16 protein-coding genes are annotated in these 16682 nt (G+C 67.6%); 10 read left to right on the forward strand and 6 right to left on the reverse strand.

The window, feature by feature from the left end:
• The first annotated feature begins 37 nt into the window (after positions 1-37).
• The 4 genes from ACQY8M_RS10285 to ACQY8M_RS10300 all read left to right on the forward strand — a co-directional run bounded on the left by ACQY8M_RS10285 (position 38) and on the right by ACQY8M_RS10300 (position 3390).
• Positions 38-901 carry an ABC transporter substrate-binding protein gene (locus ACQY8M_RS10285; protein ID WP_428671519.1) on the forward strand — a complete coding sequence of 288 codons (864 nt, stop codon included), beginning with the start codon at positions 38-40 and terminating at the stop codon, positions 899-901.
• Positions 898-1878, forward strand: a complete 981-nt coding sequence (locus ACQY8M_RS10290) for a FecCD family ABC transporter permease (RefSeq protein ID WP_428671521.1) — start codon at positions 898-900, stop codon at positions 1876-1878. The genes ACQY8M_RS10285 and ACQY8M_RS10290 overlap by 4 nt, the downstream gene beginning before the upstream one ends.
• Positions 1875-2618 carry an ABC transporter ATP-binding protein gene (locus ACQY8M_RS10295; RefSeq protein ID WP_428671523.1) on the forward strand — a complete coding sequence of 248 codons (744 nt, stop codon included), beginning with the start codon at positions 1875-1877 and terminating at the stop codon, positions 2616-2618. The genes ACQY8M_RS10290 and ACQY8M_RS10295 overlap by 4 nt, the downstream gene beginning before the upstream one ends.
• 79 nt (positions 2619-2697) lie before the next feature.
• The gene (locus ACQY8M_RS10300; protein WP_428671525.1) at positions 2698-3390 is read left to right on the forward strand and encodes a hypothetical protein; all 693 of its coding nucleotides are present in this window, start codon (positions 2698-2700) and stop codon (positions 3388-3390) included.
• A 27-nt stretch (positions 3391-3417) separates the two neighbouring features.
• Here ACQY8M_RS10300 and ACQY8M_RS10305 read toward each other — a convergent pair whose 3' ends face one another.
• Positions 3418-3927 (reverse strand): hypothetical protein, encoded by a 510-nt coding sequence (locus ACQY8M_RS10305; RefSeq protein WP_428671527.1) that lies wholly within the window; start codon positions 3925-3927, stop codon positions 3418-3420.
• A gap of 226 nt (positions 3928-4153) precedes the next feature.
• Here ACQY8M_RS10305 and ACQY8M_RS10310 point away from each other — a divergent pair, with 226 nt between their 5' ends.
• A complete protein-coding gene (locus tag ACQY8M_RS10310; protein ID WP_428671529.1) occupies positions 4154-5005 on the forward strand; it encodes a TauD/TfdA dioxygenase family protein in 852 nt (283 codons plus the stop codon).
• On the forward strand, positions 5002-5967 hold the full coding sequence (locus ACQY8M_RS10315; protein WP_428671531.1) for a Bug family tripartite tricarboxylate transporter substrate binding protein: 966 nt from the start codon (positions 5002-5004) through the stop codon (positions 5965-5967). Before ACQY8M_RS10310 ends, ACQY8M_RS10315 begins: the two co-directional genes overlap by 4 nt.
• An 89-nt stretch (positions 5968-6056) precedes the next feature.
• Here the strand turns inward: ACQY8M_RS10315 and ACQY8M_RS10320 are convergent, their stop codons facing one another.
• Positions 6057-7442: an amidohydrolase family protein gene (locus ACQY8M_RS10320; RefSeq protein ID WP_428671533.1), complete on the reverse strand. Its 1386-nt coding sequence runs from the start codon at positions 7440-7442 to the stop codon at positions 6057-6059.
• A 66-nt stretch (positions 7443-7508) separates the two neighbouring features.
• Here ACQY8M_RS10320 and ACQY8M_RS10325 point away from each other — a divergent pair, with 66 nt between their 5' ends.
• Both ACQY8M_RS10325 and ACQY8M_RS10330 read left to right on the forward strand, forming a co-directional pair.
• Complete coding sequence (locus ACQY8M_RS10325) at positions 7509-8771, forward strand: patatin-like phospholipase family protein (protein WP_428671535.1); 1263 nt, start codon at positions 7509-7511, stop codon at positions 8769-8771.
• A gap of 1 nt (position 8772) precedes the next feature.
• A complete protein-coding gene (locus tag ACQY8M_RS10330) occupies positions 8773-10863 on the forward strand; it encodes an adenylate/guanylate cyclase domain-containing protein (protein WP_428671537.1) in 2091 nt (696 codons plus the stop codon).
• Positions 10864-10951: 88 nt separating this feature from the next.
• Here the strand turns inward: ACQY8M_RS10330 and ACQY8M_RS10335 are convergent, their stop codons facing one another.
• The 3 genes from ACQY8M_RS10335 to ACQY8M_RS10345 are packed head-to-tail and all read right to left on the reverse strand — an operon-like array spanning position 10952 to position 14069.
• Positions 10952-12046, reverse strand: coding sequence for a phospholipase (locus ACQY8M_RS10335; RefSeq protein WP_428671539.1), 1095 nt, complete (start codon positions 12044-12046; stop codon positions 10952-10954).
• Positions 12043-12420 (reverse strand): DUF1304 domain-containing protein, encoded by a 378-nt coding sequence (locus ACQY8M_RS10340; RefSeq protein ID WP_428671541.1) that lies wholly within the window; start codon positions 12418-12420, stop codon positions 12043-12045. Before ACQY8M_RS10340 ends, ACQY8M_RS10335 begins: the two co-directional genes overlap by 4 nt.
• The gene (locus ACQY8M_RS10345) at positions 12420-14069 is read right to left on the reverse strand and encodes a GMC family oxidoreductase (RefSeq protein ID WP_428671543.1); all 1650 of its coding nucleotides are present in this window, start codon (positions 14067-14069) and stop codon (positions 12420-12422) included. Before ACQY8M_RS10345 ends, ACQY8M_RS10340 begins: the two co-directional genes overlap by 1 nt.
• Before the next feature lie 65 nt (positions 14070-14134).
• Between ACQY8M_RS10345 and ACQY8M_RS10350 the strand changes: the two genes are divergently transcribed.
• On the forward strand, positions 14135-14680 hold the full coding sequence (locus ACQY8M_RS10350; protein ID WP_428671545.1) for an ester cyclase: 546 nt from the start codon (positions 14135-14137) through the stop codon (positions 14678-14680).
• Between the two features lie 20 nt (positions 14681-14700).
• Positions 14701-15567 (forward strand): isocitrate lyase/PEP mutase family protein, encoded by an 867-nt coding sequence (locus ACQY8M_RS10355; RefSeq protein ID WP_428671547.1) that lies wholly within the window; start codon positions 14701-14703, stop codon positions 15565-15567.
• Positions 15568-15755: 188 nt separating this feature from the next.
• Here ACQY8M_RS10355 and ACQY8M_RS10360 read toward each other — a convergent pair whose 3' ends face one another.
• The gene (locus ACQY8M_RS10360) at positions 15756-16496 is read right to left on the reverse strand and encodes a glutathione S-transferase family protein (protein WP_428671549.1); all 741 of its coding nucleotides are present in this window, start codon (positions 16494-16496) and stop codon (positions 15756-15758) included.
• Positions 16497-16682 lie beyond the last annotated feature (186 nt).

Consider the following 16682-nt stretch of genomic DNA (forward strand, 5'->3'; position numbering starts at 1 on the left):
AGTGCCTTCCGCGCGCCCCCAGCGTATGACTGTTGTGATGGCGCTGGCTCTTGCCTTGCCCGCGCAAGCGGCCGAGCCGGTCACCGTCCGTGACGCGCTCGGCCGCAGCTTCACCGTTGCCGCGCCGCCGCAACGTATCGTGCCGATCTTCGCCTCCAACGTGGAGATCGTGGCGTCGCTCGGCCTGGCCGACCGGATCGTCGGCATCGAGGCTTTCACCCGTTATCCGCGCGAGGTGCTCGACCGGCCGCTGGTCGGCGGGCGGCTCGGCTTCTCGGTCGACGCGGTGGTGGCCCTCAAGCCCGATCTCGTTGTCGTGACGCCGTCGCGTCAGGCGGCGAACCAGCTGGTCGATCCGATGGAGCGGCTCGGCGTGCCGATCGTGGTGTTCCTGCAGCGCAGCGTGCCCGAGATCCTGGCCAATGTCCGGCTGATGGGGCGCATCGCCGGCGTGCCAGAACGCGGCGAGGAGGTCGCGGCGCGCTTCGCGGCGCGCATGGCCGCGGTCAGGCGCAAGGTCGAGGGACGCAAGCCGCCCAGCACGATCATGATCACCGGACGGCTCGGCAACGGGCTGCTGCTGGTCGCACGCGAGGGCACCTACACCGGCGACGCCATGGTGATGGCCGGGGCACGCTTCGCCCTGCCCGGAACCGCGACACTCGCGCAGGTTTCGCCCGAGGCGATCCTCAATGCCGATCCCGACGTGCTGCTGTGGGCCGGCAACGAGCGCGACCTCAAGGATCTGATCGCGCAGCCGGGCTGGCGGGACACGCGTGCGGTCCGCGCAGGCCGGGCTCGCACGGTGAGCCGGGTCGAGCTTCTGATTCCCGGTCCGCGCACCATCGACGGCATCGAGCATCTCGCCGCGATCTTCCACCCGGATGCGATGAAGCCATGAAGGTCTGGCTCGGCCTCGGCGCGATGCTGCTGCTCGCCGTCGTGGTCGCGGCCTGTGCCGGCCATGAATGGGCCTCGCCGGCCGACCTGATGCGCGCGATCGCGGGGGACCAGGCGCTGCGCAGCCGGCTGCTGTTCGAATGGCGCCTGCCGCGCGTGATCGCCGCGGCCTTCGTGGGCGCGCTGCTCGGCCTTGGCGGCACGATCTACCAGGGTGTCTTCCGCAATCCGCTCGCCGAGCCGTACCTGCTGGGCTCCGCCGGCGGCGCGGCGCTCGGTGCCACGGTGGCGCTGCTGGCGCCGTTCGTCCTGCCGCAGGCCTGGCTGCTGCCGCTGCTCGCCTTTGCCGGCGCCTGGGGCGCCACGATGCTTGTCATCGGCATCGCGCGGGTGGCCGGGGCGGTCGATGCGGCGGGCCTGCTGCTCGCCGGCGTGGCGATCGCGGCAATCCTCGGCGCCTTGCGCTCGTTCCTCATGCTCGCCTTGTCGGACGACACGGTGAACCTGCAGGTCGTGCTGAGCTGGGTGCTGGGCGGCATCCAGACACCGACCTGGAATGGCATCGGCTGGATCGCGCTGATCACAGCCGGCTGCCTCGGCCTCGCGCAGGCGCTCGCGCGCCGCCTCGACGTGCTGGGCCTGGGCGAGACCATGGCAGTCGCCTTCGGCCTCGACGTGCGCCGCTTCGTGATGGTCGCGGTGCTGGCGGGATCGGTCATCGTGGCGGCGGCCGTTGCCTTCGGCGGGCTGGTCGCGTTCGTCGGGCTGGCCTCGCCGCATGTCGCCCGCTGGATCGTCGGTCCGCTGCACCGTCCGCTGCTGCCCGCGTCGGCGCTGGTCGGTGCGATCGTGGTCGTGCTGGCGGATGCGATCGCGCGCGCGGCCCTGCCGCCGGCGGAGATCCCGCTCGGCCTGGTGACGGCGGTGGCAGGCGGGCCGTTCTTCATCCTGCTGCTCGCGCGACGGCTGCGGACATGAGCGTCCTCACCGCCGAAAGACTGGTGGTGCGGCGCGGTGCGGCGACGCTGCTCAAGGGGCTTTCACTGTCGCTCGATGCGACCGAATCAGTTGCCATAATTGGGCCCAACGGCGCCGGTAAGTCGACGCTCCTGAAGATTCTCGCAGGCATCGAGACGCCGACGGAAGGACAGGTGCGGTTGGGCAGGCGCTCCCTGGCCGACCTGTCGGCGGCCGTGCGGGCGCGCACCATCGGTTTCCTGCCGCAGCATTTCGAGCCGCACTGGGATCTCAGCGTGGCTCAGCTTCTCCGCCTCGGCGCCGAGCGCGGTGAACGCCTGCCTGCCGATGCGCTGAAGCAGGCGATCGTCGCGTTCGAGCTGGCCGGCCTCGAGCCGCGGCGCTGGTCGACACTGTCAGGCGGAGAGCGGGCGAGGGTGTTGCTGGCCGCCGTGTTGGTGGTCGATCCGCCGGTGCTGCTGGCCGACGAGCCGGCGGCGAGCCTCGATATCGGGCATCGGCTGGACGTCGTCGAGGCGCTGGCGGCCCGCGGCCGGGACCGGCTGTCGGTGGTGGTCGTGCACGATCTCGATCTCGCCTTCAGTTGCTTCGGGCGGGTCGTGCTGCTCGCTGGTGGGCAGGTCGTCGCCGACGAGCCGGCGGCCGGGCTGGTCGGTGATCGGCGGCTGGACGAGGCGTTTGGCGTGAGGTTCGAGCGGCTTCGAACCGAGGGCGGATGGCACCTGCGGGCTTCTCGCTGACGGCGAGGGATGGCGGGACGGCTGCCCGCGTATGACGCATGTAAGGAGAACGTCTTTGCGTCTTCCCCGGTTGATCGCGATGCTTCTGGCCAGCGGCTTTGCGCTTCTGGCCGTTGCGATACTTGTCTCCGCCGTCCCGGCCAGCGCCGCCACCATGGGCGGTTGGCGCTATACCGACCACGCTGCGCCGGCCACGAGCGGCCGCACGATCGACCTCTATGTGGATCGCGATTTCGACAACTATGAGCGTGGGCGGATCGTGGCGGCGATGCGCCAGTGGAATTACGTGCTGAACGGCTTCGTGCGATTTCACGCCAGGACGCTCCCGGACAATCCCACGCGCGCAATGCTGGCCCGAATCAAGCGTTCGGGCGGCTGGGTCGTAGCCCGTGTCGACAGCCGCCATCCCATGGCTCGCCAGGGCGAAGGGGTGAATGCCCTTGCAGTGACGGCGGGCGGAAACGGCGGATTCGTCTACGTCATCAGCGACCGCATCGGCCAGCGCGACCTCACCGGAGTGGTGATGCACGAGTTCGGCCACGTGCTGGGCGCGGGCCATGGCGGCTCGGGGCTGATGGCGCCGGTCTACAATCCGGCGATGGGCCGTTGCATCGACCGCGAGGCGGTGGCGCTGGTCGCTTCCGTGCATCGACTGCCGCTCGGCCGGCTCAACTGGTGTGTCGGACCCGGCGGCGGCGACACCCGCACCCCGATGGTCCAGGCTCCCTACCCCGAGGGCAGCTATCGCGAGCCGATGGCGGCGCAGCGCTGACGCACATTCTCATGCCCACCGAAGAACTCAGCCGTGGGTGGCGTCGCGCAGGCCGACGTGCGGGGCGCGGGTGGCGCGCACGATGATCGCCAGGGCGCGGCACGCCAGGAAGCCCGCGCAGAATGCCGACCCGGCGGCAACATGGACCGGGGCGATCAGTGCCTCCTCCAGTACAGAGGATATGAAATCGATGGCCGCCACGGTAACGACTCCGCCTGCGATCACAAGGGCGTCGACCGTGCGCGGCAAGCGCGCCAGGCCCCACATCCGGTCGATTTCGACCTGGAGGGTCCAGCCGCGTGTGCGGCCGATGAAGCCGCCCAGCAACAATGCAATCACCCATTCTGCATCGTGCTGCAAGGTCGCGTCGAACATGCTGGAGAGGAGCATCAATGCAACTACCGCGGCAAAAGCCGCCGGCATTGCCAGACGCCACAGTCGTACGACGCCGCCGCGTGATTGCGGCGACGTGGTCCACAAACAGAAGAAGGCAGCGAACAGCATCAGCACGTTGGCGAGACTGAGCGGCGAGATCATCGGGCCACTTCGATAATGGAGATCACGAGGCACTATTCTCCTTGATGATTTCGCTCACAACAGAGAAATCGACGCTGCTCCAATGTTCAGTCGTCGTGCACTGCGTTGACGCAGCCGACAGGCTTTCGAGGCCCGGAATGACGGCACGGGATTGCAGTGCCATGCCTTGACGCCGCAAACAGCGGTACGCACGGTATGCAATCATTCGATCCACGAGGTCAGCGTCATGTCCATTTCCGTGCGTCCCTTGTCCTATGCGCTTGGCGCCGAAATTCATGGCGTCGATGTCGGCAAGCCGCTCAGCAACTCCGAATTCGACCAGATCCATCGCGCCTTTCTCCAGAGCGGCATTCTCCTGTTCCGGGACCAGAAGATCACGCGCGAGCAGCACATCGCCTTCAGCCGCCGCTTCGGCGAACTGGACAATCACGCCTCGCTGCCGCGCGACCGCCATCCCGATTATCCCGAGCTGCTGCTGGTCACGAATATCCCGAAGGAAAACGGCAAGCCGTCCGACTCGCGATACACCGGCCAGCAATGGCATTCCGACATGTCGTTCACGCCGGTGCCGTCGCTCGGCTCGCTGCTGCGCGGCATCACCATCCCGCCGGTCGGCGGCGACACCATGTTCACCAACATGTACCGTGCCTACGATACGCTGTCGGACGGCATGAAGAAGATGATCGAGCCGTTGCACGGCATCCATACCGGTACGCGCAAGGTCGACGATCCCAACTCCGACCGCGAGAAGGAGCAGAAGAAGATCAACCCACCGATCGCCCAGCCGGTGGTGCGCGTGCATCCCGAGACCGGCAGGAAGGCGCTCTACATCGGCGAGAAGGTGTCGTGCTTCGTCGGCATGACAGTCGAGGAGAGCAAGCCGCTGATCGACTACCTGGTGAAGCATGCGACGCGGCCGCAGTTCGTCTATCGCCATCAGTGGCGGCAGGACGACATCGTCCTGTGGGACAACCGCTGCACCATGCACATCGCGCTCGGCGACTATCAGGAAGGCGAGATCCGCCATCTCGAGCGCACCACGGTGAAGGGCACGCCGTCGGGCTATTACCTGCAATGAAGCGCTCGGTCTTTCTCAAGGGGGTCGCTGCGGCGGCCCTTGCGCCTGCGCTCGCTCGCGCGCAAGGCGCCTATCCCGAGAAGCAGATCCGCATGGTCATCCCCTTCTCGCCGGGCGGCACGACCGACCTGCTGGCGCGCGCGGTCGGCCAGCACCTGCAGGAGGCGTGGGGCCAGGTCGTCGTCGCCGACAACCGCGCCGGCGCCAACGGCGTGGTGGCGGGCGACATCGTCGCCAAGGCGCCGGGCGACGGCTACACACTGTCCACGGTGGCGATGGGCCACGCCATCAATCCGCTGATCTACAAGAAGCTGCCTTACGACGGCGTCAACGACTTCACGCCGATCAGCCTGCTCGCGACCTTCCCGCAACTCGTGCTGGTGCACCCCTCGCTGCCGGTGAAGACGCTGGCCGAGCTGATCGATCTCGCCAGGAAATCGCCCAAGCCGCTGAACTACGGCTCCGGCGGCAACGGCTCCTCGCAGCATCTCGCGGGCGCGCTGTTCGCGCACATGGCGGGGCTCACCATGACCCATGTTGCCTACAAGGGCGGCAACCCGGCGCAGCTCGATCTGATGGCGGGCAATCTCGATCTGGTGATCATCCAGCCCAACTCCAGGGAAGTCGTGACCTCGGGCAAGCTGCGTGCTTTGGCCGTCAGCTCGCCGCAGCGCAGCCCCGACTATCCCGACGTGCCGACGGTTTCGGAGGCGGGCGTGCCGGGCTACCAGTCGGTGGCGTGGTATGGGCTGGTCGGCCCGAAGAACATGCCGGACGCTGTCCTGAAGAAGCTGAGCGAGGAGACGATCCGCGCCGTTGCGGCGCCTGGCGTGCGCGCGGTGATCGCGACCTCGGGCGGTGTCGCGGTCGGCGGCACGCCGGCGGAATTCGCAGACTTCATCGCGGCCGAACGCAAGCGCTACGAGACGATCGTGCGCGAGGCGGGGATGACCGTGGACTGAAGCGTCCAATAGCGCGCCGTCAGCCGCTCCTCTTCTCATGTTCCTCTTCCCTGCGATTGGGAGAGGAGGAAGAAAGCGAGAGAGGAAGTTTACGGCAGCGCCTCGGGCGAGAAGCCGGCGGGGGGCTTGAAGTTCGCCTTGAACTGGCGTGACCATGCCCTGTTCGAGACCTCCTGCGCCGCGGCGATGATCGCGGGCTCGTCCATGCTGAGCACCTTGCCGTCGCGCATCAGCCATTGACCATCGACCATCACCGACTCCACATCGCGCGCCTGGCCGTTGTGCACGAAGTTGGAGACGGCGCGCAGCATCGGCACGAGGTGCGCCCGCTGGGTGTCGATCATGATGAAGTCGGCCTTGTTGCCGGCGGCGAGCCAGCCGCCGTCGGCCATGCCGAACGCCTCGTATCCGTTGCGGCTCGCCCAGCGCAGCGCCTGCTCGGGTGTCGGCTGCCGTCCGTCCTCGCGGCGGATGCGCTCCATGAACATGCCGGTGCGCATCACCTCGACCATGTCCTCGGCCATGTTGTCCGAGCCCATGGTGATGGTGCAGCCCTGCGACTCGAGCGACTGGATGCGCGGGCTGAGGCCGCGGCGGGCGGCGATCGCGGCGTTGAAGGCGACGATGACCTTCGCGTCGCCCAGCAGCTTCTCCTCGCGCGGATCCATGCAGCGGCAATGGGCGCAGATCACCTTCTCGTTCAGGAAGCCGAGCTCGGCGAGATACTCGGTGGGCAACCGGTTGCGGTGCGCCCGCACCGCGGCGACCTCGCCCCAGATCTGATTGAGATGGATGGTCATCCAGGTGCCGAGCTTCTTCTGCAGCGCGCTCAGGTCCTCGAGCAACCCGGGCGAGCACATGTCGGGCGCCCAGGCCGAGATAGCGATGCGGATGCGGCCGTCCGCCTTGCCGTTCCACTTGGCGAAGGTTTTCTCGATCGTCTCGATGTGCTTCCGGCCGAGGGCGCGGTCGAGCTGATAGGGCGCCGGATCGCCGATCGAGGTGCCCACCCGGTCGTAGGCGCGCTCGCCGAACAGGAACCGCAGGCCCGACTTGCCCAGCGTCTCGGCGTAGTCGTCGATGTTGTCGGAATCCTCGAGCATGAAGGTGACACCGCTGCGCAGGCACTCGAGCGCGCCGAGCTGGGCCATCACGCGGCGCTCGTCGGGTGTCATGTCGGGCAGCGGGATCGGCGAGAGGCCACCGGAGAAGGGCGGCTTGTGCGGCGGCGAGAGGTCCTCGAATACGCCGCGTGCCAGGGTCATGGTGAGGTGGGTGTGGGTGTTGGCGAAGCCGGGCATCACCATCTTGCCTCGGCCGTTGATGCGGTCGGCCGAGGGATAGCGTGCCTGGAGGTCGGCGTTGGCGCCGATCGCGGCGATCTTCTTGCCGTCGATGGCGATCGAGGCGCCGTAATGCACCGCGTCGTTGTCGTCGCCGGTGACGATGACGGTGTCGTGAACGATTGTGGTCAATGCTTCCCCCAACTGTCGCTTGAGCACTGCGACGATATACTGGGCCCCGGATCAAGGGGAGCGGGCATGAGGCGGCGAGCGGTGCTGGGCGGAATTGGCGCCAGCATGACGGTGGCGGGATGCGACGCACCGGCGCGGCTGGCGTCTCTGCCGGAGAAGCTGCGCGGAACGGCCTCGTTCCAGGGGCTTCCGGTCGGCTCGCGAATGGTGCTCGATGGGCCGGACGACGAGCTTATGGGGCACATGGCGATGGCTGCGCTGCGCCGCGAGCTGGCCTATGCGGACAGGATGGGCGCAAAGGAACTCGACCCCGCGAACTATCTGGCGATTTCTGGCGGCGGCGAGAACGGCGCCTATGGCGCGGGCCTGCTGACTGGCTGGAGCGCGCTCGGCACCCGGCCGGAATTCAAGGCGGTGACCGGCGTCAGCACCGGCGCCCTGATCGCGCCCTTCGCCTTCCTGGGCCCGGCCTACGACGCCGCGCTCGAGCGCTTTTATACGACGATCGGCAAGAAGGACGTGATGGTCTCCCGAGGTCTCGTCCTGGCGGTGCTGGGCGAGTCGCTTTACGATTCTACACCGCTGCTGCGCCTCATTCGCGGCGTGTTGACTCCGGAGATGGTGGCGGCCATCGCGCGTGAATATAGCGAGAAGGGCCGGCTGCTCTGCGTCGCCACGACCAATCTCGACGTGCCCGTCGGCGTGCTGTGGAACATCGGCCTGATCGCGGCCAGCGGTCACAAGGACGCGGCCGAGCTGATCGCCAAGATCCTGCTCGCCTCGGCCTCCATCCCCGGCGCCTTCCCGCCGGTCATGATCGACATGGAGGCAGGCGGCGAGCACTTCCAGGAGATGCATGTCGATGGCGGCACCGTGGCACAGGTGGTGTTCTATCCGCCGTCCTTCGCGGGCAACGACCTGTTGATGGCGAATACGGCCGACGCCGAGCGCCTGCGCCGGACAGTCCTCGACCGCCAGCGCCGGATCTACGTCATCCGCAACTCGCGGCCGGGCGCCGATCTCGAGACGGTCGATCGAAGCACGATGAAGATCGCGGGACGCGCCGTCTCGACCCTGATCAGCACCCAGGGAATCGGCGACCTCTACCAGCTCTACGTCGTCGCCCAGCGCGACCACATCGACTACAATGTCAGCTTCATCCCTGCGAGCTTCACCGACAAGCTGCGCGAACCGTTCGACACCGAGTACATGAACAAGCTCTTCCGGATCGGGCGCACCGCCATCGAGAACGGCACGGCATGGAGCAAGTTCCCGCCGGGCTACAATCCTACGCCGCTCAGCCAGATCAAGTCGCCGGCGGCAGGCTGACGTGACCGGACGACGCCGGTCCATCCCGTTCAGCATCCACATCCTGACGCTGATGGCATTGATCGTGGTGCCGCTGTCGTCGACCCTGCTGTGGCTCGGCTGGCGTGCGGTCGACCGGATGGAGCAGCGAGACGTCGAGCAGGGCATGTCGGCGCTCGACGACGCCGTGATCGGCTTCCTGGGCAACGGACTGCGCATCATCGTCCTGGTGGGCCAGGCGATGGGCGAGACGCCGCTCTTCTCGCCCCAAACCGGCTCTGCCGCGGACGACGAGCGCCTGCGCCAGCTCGCGGCGGTGCTGGGCCGCCACCCGACGGTCGACGCGACCTTCGTCGGCTATCCCGACGGACGGTTGCTCTATGCCGGGCGCACCGACTCCTTTTCGCCTGCACAGCGGAAGGAATTCAACGTCCCGGCGGGTGATCCAATCGTGCTGCGCGTCATCGAGGGGGACGGCGCTGCGCGCCGAGATACCTGGCGCTTCGCGGGTCCCGACGGCAAGCCCGGGGCGCCGCACACGCAGCCGAGCGACTTCGATCCGCGCCAGCGCCCCTGGTATGTCGGCACCGAGCAGAGCCACTCGCCGACGCTCACCGAGCCCTATCGCTTCGCCTGGTCGAACGAGGCAGGCGTCTCGGTCGGCGTGCCGATGCCGCAGGGTGGGGTCATCGGCTTCGATGTCTCGCTCGCTACGCTCAGCCGGCTGATCGTCCAGTACAAGCTGACCGCCAACTCGATCATCCTGATCGCGACCGGCACGTCCGACATCTTCATCGAGACGCGACCCTGCGATTCGAGCGATGACACCTGCCTGCCGGGCGACGAGGCGGTGCGCTCGCTGGTGCGCCGCACCGCCACCGAGGCGGCAGGCGCGCGTGTCGAGCGCGACGTCCAGATCGCCGGGCGCGACTACAAGCTGATCGTGCATCAGGTCCCGCCGATCTACGGCCGGGGCTTCGCGATCGCTGCGGCGGTGCCGCTCGAGGAGCTCACGGCCGCCTCCCGGATACTGGTCGAGCGGGCCGTCGTCGTTGCGGGAACGGCGATCGGCCTCGCCATCCTGGCGACGCTGCTGGTCTCGCTGCTGCTGTCGCGCTCGATGGCGCGGCTTGCAGTCAAGACGCAACGCATCCGCGATCTCGACTTCTCCGACAAGGTGCCGGTGACCAGCCGCATCACCGAGGTGCTGCGTCTGTCGGAGGCGGTCGAACGCATGCGCGAGGGACTCGAGGTGTTCGGGCACTATGTCTCGAAAGATCTCGTGCGGCAGATCATGCGTTCGCCCGCGAGCACCGGCGTGGGCGGCGAGCGGCGCGACGTCACGGTGATGTTCACCGATATCGAAGGCTTCTCGCGGATCAGCGAGGACATCGCGCCGGAGCTGCTGACCAGCCGCCTGTCGCGCTACTTCGAGGCGCTGGGCGCGGCGATCTCCGGCAATCACGGCATGATCGACAAGTATATCGGCGACAGCGTGATGGCCTTCTGGAACGCGCCCGAGCTCGACCCCGACCATGTGGTCCATGCCTGCCGCGCCGCGCTGCAGGCGGCAGCGGCCAGCCGCGCCCTGGCCGACAAGTGGCGCGAACGCGGCCGTCCGGTCTTCCGTACCCGGTTCGGCCTGCATGCGGGTCTTGCCGTGGTCGGCAATGTCGGCGCGCGCGAGCGCATCAACTACACGCTGGTCGGCGCGGTCGCCAACCAGGCGTCGCGGCTGGAAGGGCTGAACAAGGTCTACGGCACCGACATCCTCGCGAGCGGCGAGATCGCCGGCCGCACGTCGCACCAGTTCGTCTGGCGCCACATCGATCGTATCGTACCCGCCGGCACGACCGAGGCGCTGGAGATCTTCGAGCCGCTCGGGGAGGCCTCGACGGCCGAGGCGCATGCCGATTTCCTGGGCCACTGGCAGGCCGGTCGTGTGGCCTATGCCGACGGCCGGTTCGAGGTGGCGATCGCCGCCTTCCAGGCGGCGGCAGCCCTTCGGACCGGCGACGGTCCCTGCCGCGTCTTCATCGCGCGCTGCGCGGACTTCGCACGCACCGGTTTGCCCGCCGGCTGGGACGGCGCATGGCGCTTCGACACGAAGTGAGTGCTCATGCTCTCCTGGACCGCGAGCTTCCAGCTCGCTCATGATCATGAGCGAGCTGGAAGCTCGCGGTCCGGAAGAGCATGACCGGCTACGCTTTCAGGAACCAGTCGAGGATCGCGCCATTCTCGTCGCGCGGATAGGTGTGCGAGAGGTCGGCGATCTCGCGGTAGACGACCTCGGCGCCGGCCTGCGCGAGCGTCTGCTCGGCGGTGCGCGCCAGCTGCGCGGGGAACATCCAGTCCTGTGCGCCATGGATGATGTGGATCGGCAGGCCGCGCACGCGGTCGGCGTCGGCCATGGTCATCATCATCAGCGGATGGAACGCCGCCGCGATCGGCGCGAGGTGGGTGAAGCGGCAGCCCTCGCGCAGGCCCAGTACGTAGCTGAAGGTGCCACCATCGCTCATGCCGGTGAGGAGCTGGTGCGCCGGATCGAGGTTCCAGCGTTCGCCGACCTCGCCGATCATGCGGTCGATGTTGGTGCCATCGACGTCGGGTTCCATCAGCGACCAGGTCGAGCCGCTCGCCGTCGGCGCGAGCAGGATGAAGCCCCGCGTGCGCGCCTCGCGCAGCCAGCTCCACAGGAAGGCGCCGCCGTTGCCGCTGCCGCCGTGCATCGCCACGACCAGCGGCCAGGCGCGCGACGGTTCGTAGTATTCCGGCACATAGAGCGAAAAGGCGCCGCGCGTGCCGGCCGGGCCGCCGACATGCATCGTGCCGACGTCATCACGCATCGGGTCGAGCGCCGCGAGCTCGGCGAGGCGGACCTTGTCCTCGCGTGCCGCTGGCTCGAGGAAGAACTGGCTGACCGGCCGCAGGTGCGGCGTCATCGGATAGAGCGCCTCGCAGGCGCGGGCGTAGGTGCGCAGCGCGCGATAGGCCGCGAGCATCGGCTGTGCGTCCTGCGGCGCTGACATCAGGTTGGCCAGGCCTTCCCCGGCCGCTGCCGCGGCGCGTTCGAGACAGTCGCGCGCAGGGGCGAGCCGTTCCGGCCAGTCGAGCGCGCGCGAGGACTGCAGCGTGGCGTCGAGTTCGATGTCGCGACCGGCGACCGCCTCGATCAGTTGCTGCAGCGTGTGAGGGGCGAGATGGCGGCCCGTGAATTCCAGTGCATAGAGCGCCTTGAGGACGGCCGGCACGAGCCGCGAGATGATGTCCACCGCCGGTTCGGTGGCCTCGCTCACAGGGTCGACCGCCGCGTCGGTGCGCGCACGAAGGCGACCAGGAGCAGGGCGATGAACGCGGGCAGGGCCTGCACATAAAGGATGGTCATCTTCGCGGTGAGGCCGCCATAGACGCCCGCCACAATGATGCAGGCGAGGAAGAACACTTTCAGGTCGCGGCGTCCGGCGAGCAATCCCCACAGAAGGCCGACCGCGAGGAACCCGTTGTAGAGGCCCTGGTTGGCGGCGAGCACGGCGGAGGACGCGGCGTATTCAGGAGTCATCTCGAAGATCCGTTGTCCCACCGGATGGTTCCACAGCAGCATCTCGAGCGCCATGAACCAGAAATGGACCAAGGCGACGAGCAGCACCATCAGGTGGGACAGGAAGCGCATCAATCCCTCACTATCGTCGCCTCGAGCGGCGCCCGGCCGCGGATCATGTCGGCGGCCTTTTCCGCGATCATCAGTACCGAGGCGTTGAGGTTGGCCGACGGCATGGTCGGCATGATCGAGGCATCGACCACGCGCAGCGCCTTGAGCCCGCGCACGCGAAGCTGGTCGTCGACCACCGCCGTCGGATCAGTGTCCGGCGCCATGCGGCAGGTGCCCATGAGATGGAAGGTAGTCGTGCCGCGCTGCTTGGCGGCGGTCATGAGATCCTCGTCGGACTGCGCCTGCGGACCGGGGAACTCCTCGCGGTCGTAGAACTTGCTGAGTGCCGGCGAATGGAGCAGGCGGCGCGCCAGCTTCATGCCGGCCAGCAGCACCTGCCGGTCGCTTTCCGCGGCGAGATAGTTCGGCTGGATCAGAGGGGCGGTGAACGGGTCGGCCGATTTCGCGCGCACCCAGCCGATGCTGTCGGGTCGCTGCTGCCAGGACGCGATCGTCATGCCCGGGAAGTCGTCGAGCTTGGACTGCACGCCTTCCTTGTAGCTGGCCGGTGTGAAAGTGAGTTGAAGGTCGTAGTTGTCGACCCGCTCGTCGGACTTCCAGAAGACGTAAACCAGCGTCGGATTGAGCGAAAGGATGCCCTTGCGGGTGGCGGCGTACTTCAGCACCTGGCCCACGAGCTTGATGCCGTGCGACAGCTCGTTGATCGTCTCGGCGTTCTTGACCCGTGCCACAAAGCGCGGCGCGTAGTGATCGCGCAGGTTCTCGCCGACGCCGGCCAGCTCGTGCTTCACCGGTATGCCGAGCTCGCCCAGCAGCTTGGCCGGACCGACGCCCGAGACCTGCAGCAGCTGCGGGCTGTTCACCGCGCCGCCGCACAGGATCACCTCTTTCGCCGCCCGTACTTCGACCGGCGTGCCGCTCCGCCCGCCTTTGTTGTAGCGGATGCCGACCGCACGCTTGCCTTCGAGCACGATCGAGGTCGCGTGAGCATGGGTGCGCACGGTGAGGTTGGAGCGCTTCATGGCGGGTTTCAGGTAGCCGCGCGCGGCGCTGACCCGGCGGCCGTTCTGCACGATGCGCTGGACGTAGCTGACGCCCGCCTGCTGGGCGCCGTTGTAGTCGCGGTTGCGCGGGATGCCAAGCTGCTGCGCGCCCTCGATGAAGGCCTCGCAAATCGGATCGCGCCAGTCGAGGTCGTTGATCGGCAGGTTGCCTTCCTTGCCGCGGAAGGTGTCGTCGGCGGCGACCGCATCGGGCGCCATGCGCCGCTCGCTGCGCCGAAAATAGGGCAGCACGTCCGAATAGCCCCAGCCGTGATTGCCACGCTGCGCCCAGCCGTCGAAGTCGAGCCGCTGGCCGCGATTGTAGATATGGCCGTTGATCGAGCTCGAGCCGCCCAGCGTCTTGCCGCGCGGCGCGGCGATGCGCCGGCCGCCGGTCCATTCACTCGGCTCCGAGGTGTAGAGCCAGTTCACGGTCGGATTTACCAGCGTGTACATGAAACCGGCCGGGATATGGATGAAGGGGTGCCAGTCGCGCGGCCCCGCCTCGAGCACGCAGACCGTGGTCTTGCCGTCCTCGCTGAGGCGATTGGCGAGCACGCTGCCGGCCGAGCCGGCACCCACGATGACATAATCGAAAGTCTCCATACCCAGCCTTTAGCAATCGCCCAGACGAATGGCTATTCTCCTCCTCGACAACGGGGAGAAGCAACATGCCGGACATCGATCTCGTCGCTTTGTGGGAGGCTCATTGCCGGCACGAATTCGAGACCCGCGACGTCGACGCCACCATGGCGACGATGGTCGCCACACCGTACGTCAACCACGTGCCGACCATGACCGGCGGCGTCGGCCACGACCAGCTCAAGCGCTTCTACAAGTACCATTTCATCGGCGGCAATCCGCCGGATACGGGCCTGACGCCGGTGAGCCGCACCGTCGGTGCCGACCAGATCGTCGACGAGATGATCTTCAGCTTCACCCATACGAGCGAAGTCGACTGGATGCTGCCGGGCGTTCCGCCTACCGGGAGGAAAGTAGAGATTCCGCTGGTCGCCATTGTGCGATTCGTCGGAGACAAGGTGGCGCATGAGCATATCTACTGGGACCAGGCGTCGGTGCTGGTGCAGGTCGGTCTGCTCGATCCGAAGGGCCTGCCGGTCGCCGGCGCCGAGACGGCCGCCAAGGTCGTCGACGCGGCCCGGCCCAGCAACGAGTTGATGACGCGCTGGAGCACCAGCGCGGGCAAGCCGATCTAGCAATAGGGGGAAAGACGGACATGACGAGCGCACCTGATCGTTTGCGGGCCATCCTGAAGGAGCCGGGCCTGCTGGTGATGCCGGCGGTATGGGACGGGCTGACGGCCAAGCTCACCTTCGAAGCCGGGTTCAAGACGGCGTTCCTGTCGGGCTCCTGCGTCGCAGCGAGCCGTCTGGGTGGCCCGGATCTCGACCTCGTCTCGTTCGGCGAGATGTTCGATTCCTTCAACATGGTGCGCGGCGCGGCGCCCGACCTGATCGTGCTCGCCGACGGCGACCACGGTCACGGTAACGCCATGAACGTGCAGCGCACGGTGAGCAGCTACGGCCGCGCCGGCGCAGGCGCCGTGCTGATCGAGGACAAGATCACGCCGCGCGCGCTGACCGCTGCCGGCAAGCCCTGCCTGCCACGCGAGGAGGCGCGCATGAAGATCCGCGCCGCCGTCCAGGCTGCCAAGGAATCGGGCGTTCTGGTGATGGCTCGCACTGACTGCCGCCCGACGCAGGGCATCGACGAAGCCGTTGCCCGTATCGAGATGTACGTCGAGGAGGGCGCCGACATCCTGTTCCTCGACTCGCCGGCCGACGACGAGGAGATCAAGCGCGGCATCGCCGCCGCCAAGGGCCGCCCGAGCTTCGCCGTGTTGTCCCCGGGTGCGCCGCGTGCGACGCCGTCGCAGACGGAAGCGGCCAAGCTCGGCTTCAAGATCGGCACCTATCCGACGGGCATGCTGGCGCCTGCCGCGGCAGGCATGAAGGCGGGGCTGGCCGCGCTGAAGGCCGGTGACGCGGAGGCCAAGTCCGCGATGCCGCCGCCGGAATTGCGCACGCTGCTCGGCTATCCGGCCTATGATGCGCAGGCCAAGCCGTTCATCGTGAAGGGCTGAGCCTCAACGCCAAAAGCCTCTTGAGCCTCCCTCCCCCGCTTCGCGGGGGAGGTGTCAGCGTCTTACGCTGACGGAGGGGGAAGGCGGTCGAGATCGTGCGTCACGCCCCCCTCCGTCGCCGTATGACGGCGCCACCTCCCCCGCAAGCGGGGGAGGGAGAGGTTTTGGGGTGGCGGGACGTCGTCTCACTACGTCTTCGCCAGCTCGTCCTGGAAGCCCTCGATGCGCGCCGTGGCGAAGGCCGGGCGGGACTGGATCGACGCCCACCAGGCGGCGACCCGGGGATGGCGCGCGGGTGTCATCTCGTCGGGGGCGATCTCCTCGTCGATGCGCTTGATGAACGGCACCACGGCGATGTCGGCGATCGAATAGGCATCGCCGGCGAGCCATTTGGTCTGCCGCATCGTGTCATCCATCTTGTCGAGCATCGCGACCAGCTTGCCGCGCGCGGCGGCCCGCTCCTCCTCGGTGTAGGGCTTGCGGGCGGCGCGGATCCACGCGTCCTGCCGCTCCTTGCTCGGCACCTTCTTGAGCTTCTCGGCCAGCTCGGCGTCGGACCATGTCGCGGCGACCTTGGCCAGCGAATGGACCCAGTTGAAGATGATCAGATTGCCGATGCGCTCGTCGGCGTAGCGAATCCAGTTGCGCATCACGGCGCGCTCGTAGGAATCGGCGGGCCGCAGCGGCGGATCGGGATAGGTGTCGTCGAGATACTCGCAGATCGTGCCGCTCTCGTAGAGCGAGCGGCCGTCTTCCAGGATCAAGGTCGGGATGACACCGTTGGGATTGATCTTCAGATACTCGGGTGAATGGTGCTCCATCCTCATCATGTCGACGAGATGGCTTTGGAACGCGAGGCCCTTCTCGGCGAGGCACAGGCGCACGCGGCGTGAGGCGCTCGATCTCCAGGCGTGATGCAACACCAACATGCGGCAACTCGATTCTGTGCAGGATTTTACTCGCGGGCCGGGCGCCACTCCGGCTGGCCATGTTTTTGCTACCTACGCACCGTGAGGTCATGGCCGCTTGCTGACGGATTTCCGCTCTTGGGTCTTCTTCCCTCCCCTCGGCTCCCGTGCGTTTAGCTGCGTGTCTGCATTCCACGCCGCCGCGAG

The sequence above is a fragment of the Reyranella sp. genome (assembly GCF_965279465.1).
In the GTDB taxonomy this organism is placed as follows: Bacteria; Pseudomonadota; Alphaproteobacteria; order Reyranellales; family Reyranellaceae; genus Reyranella.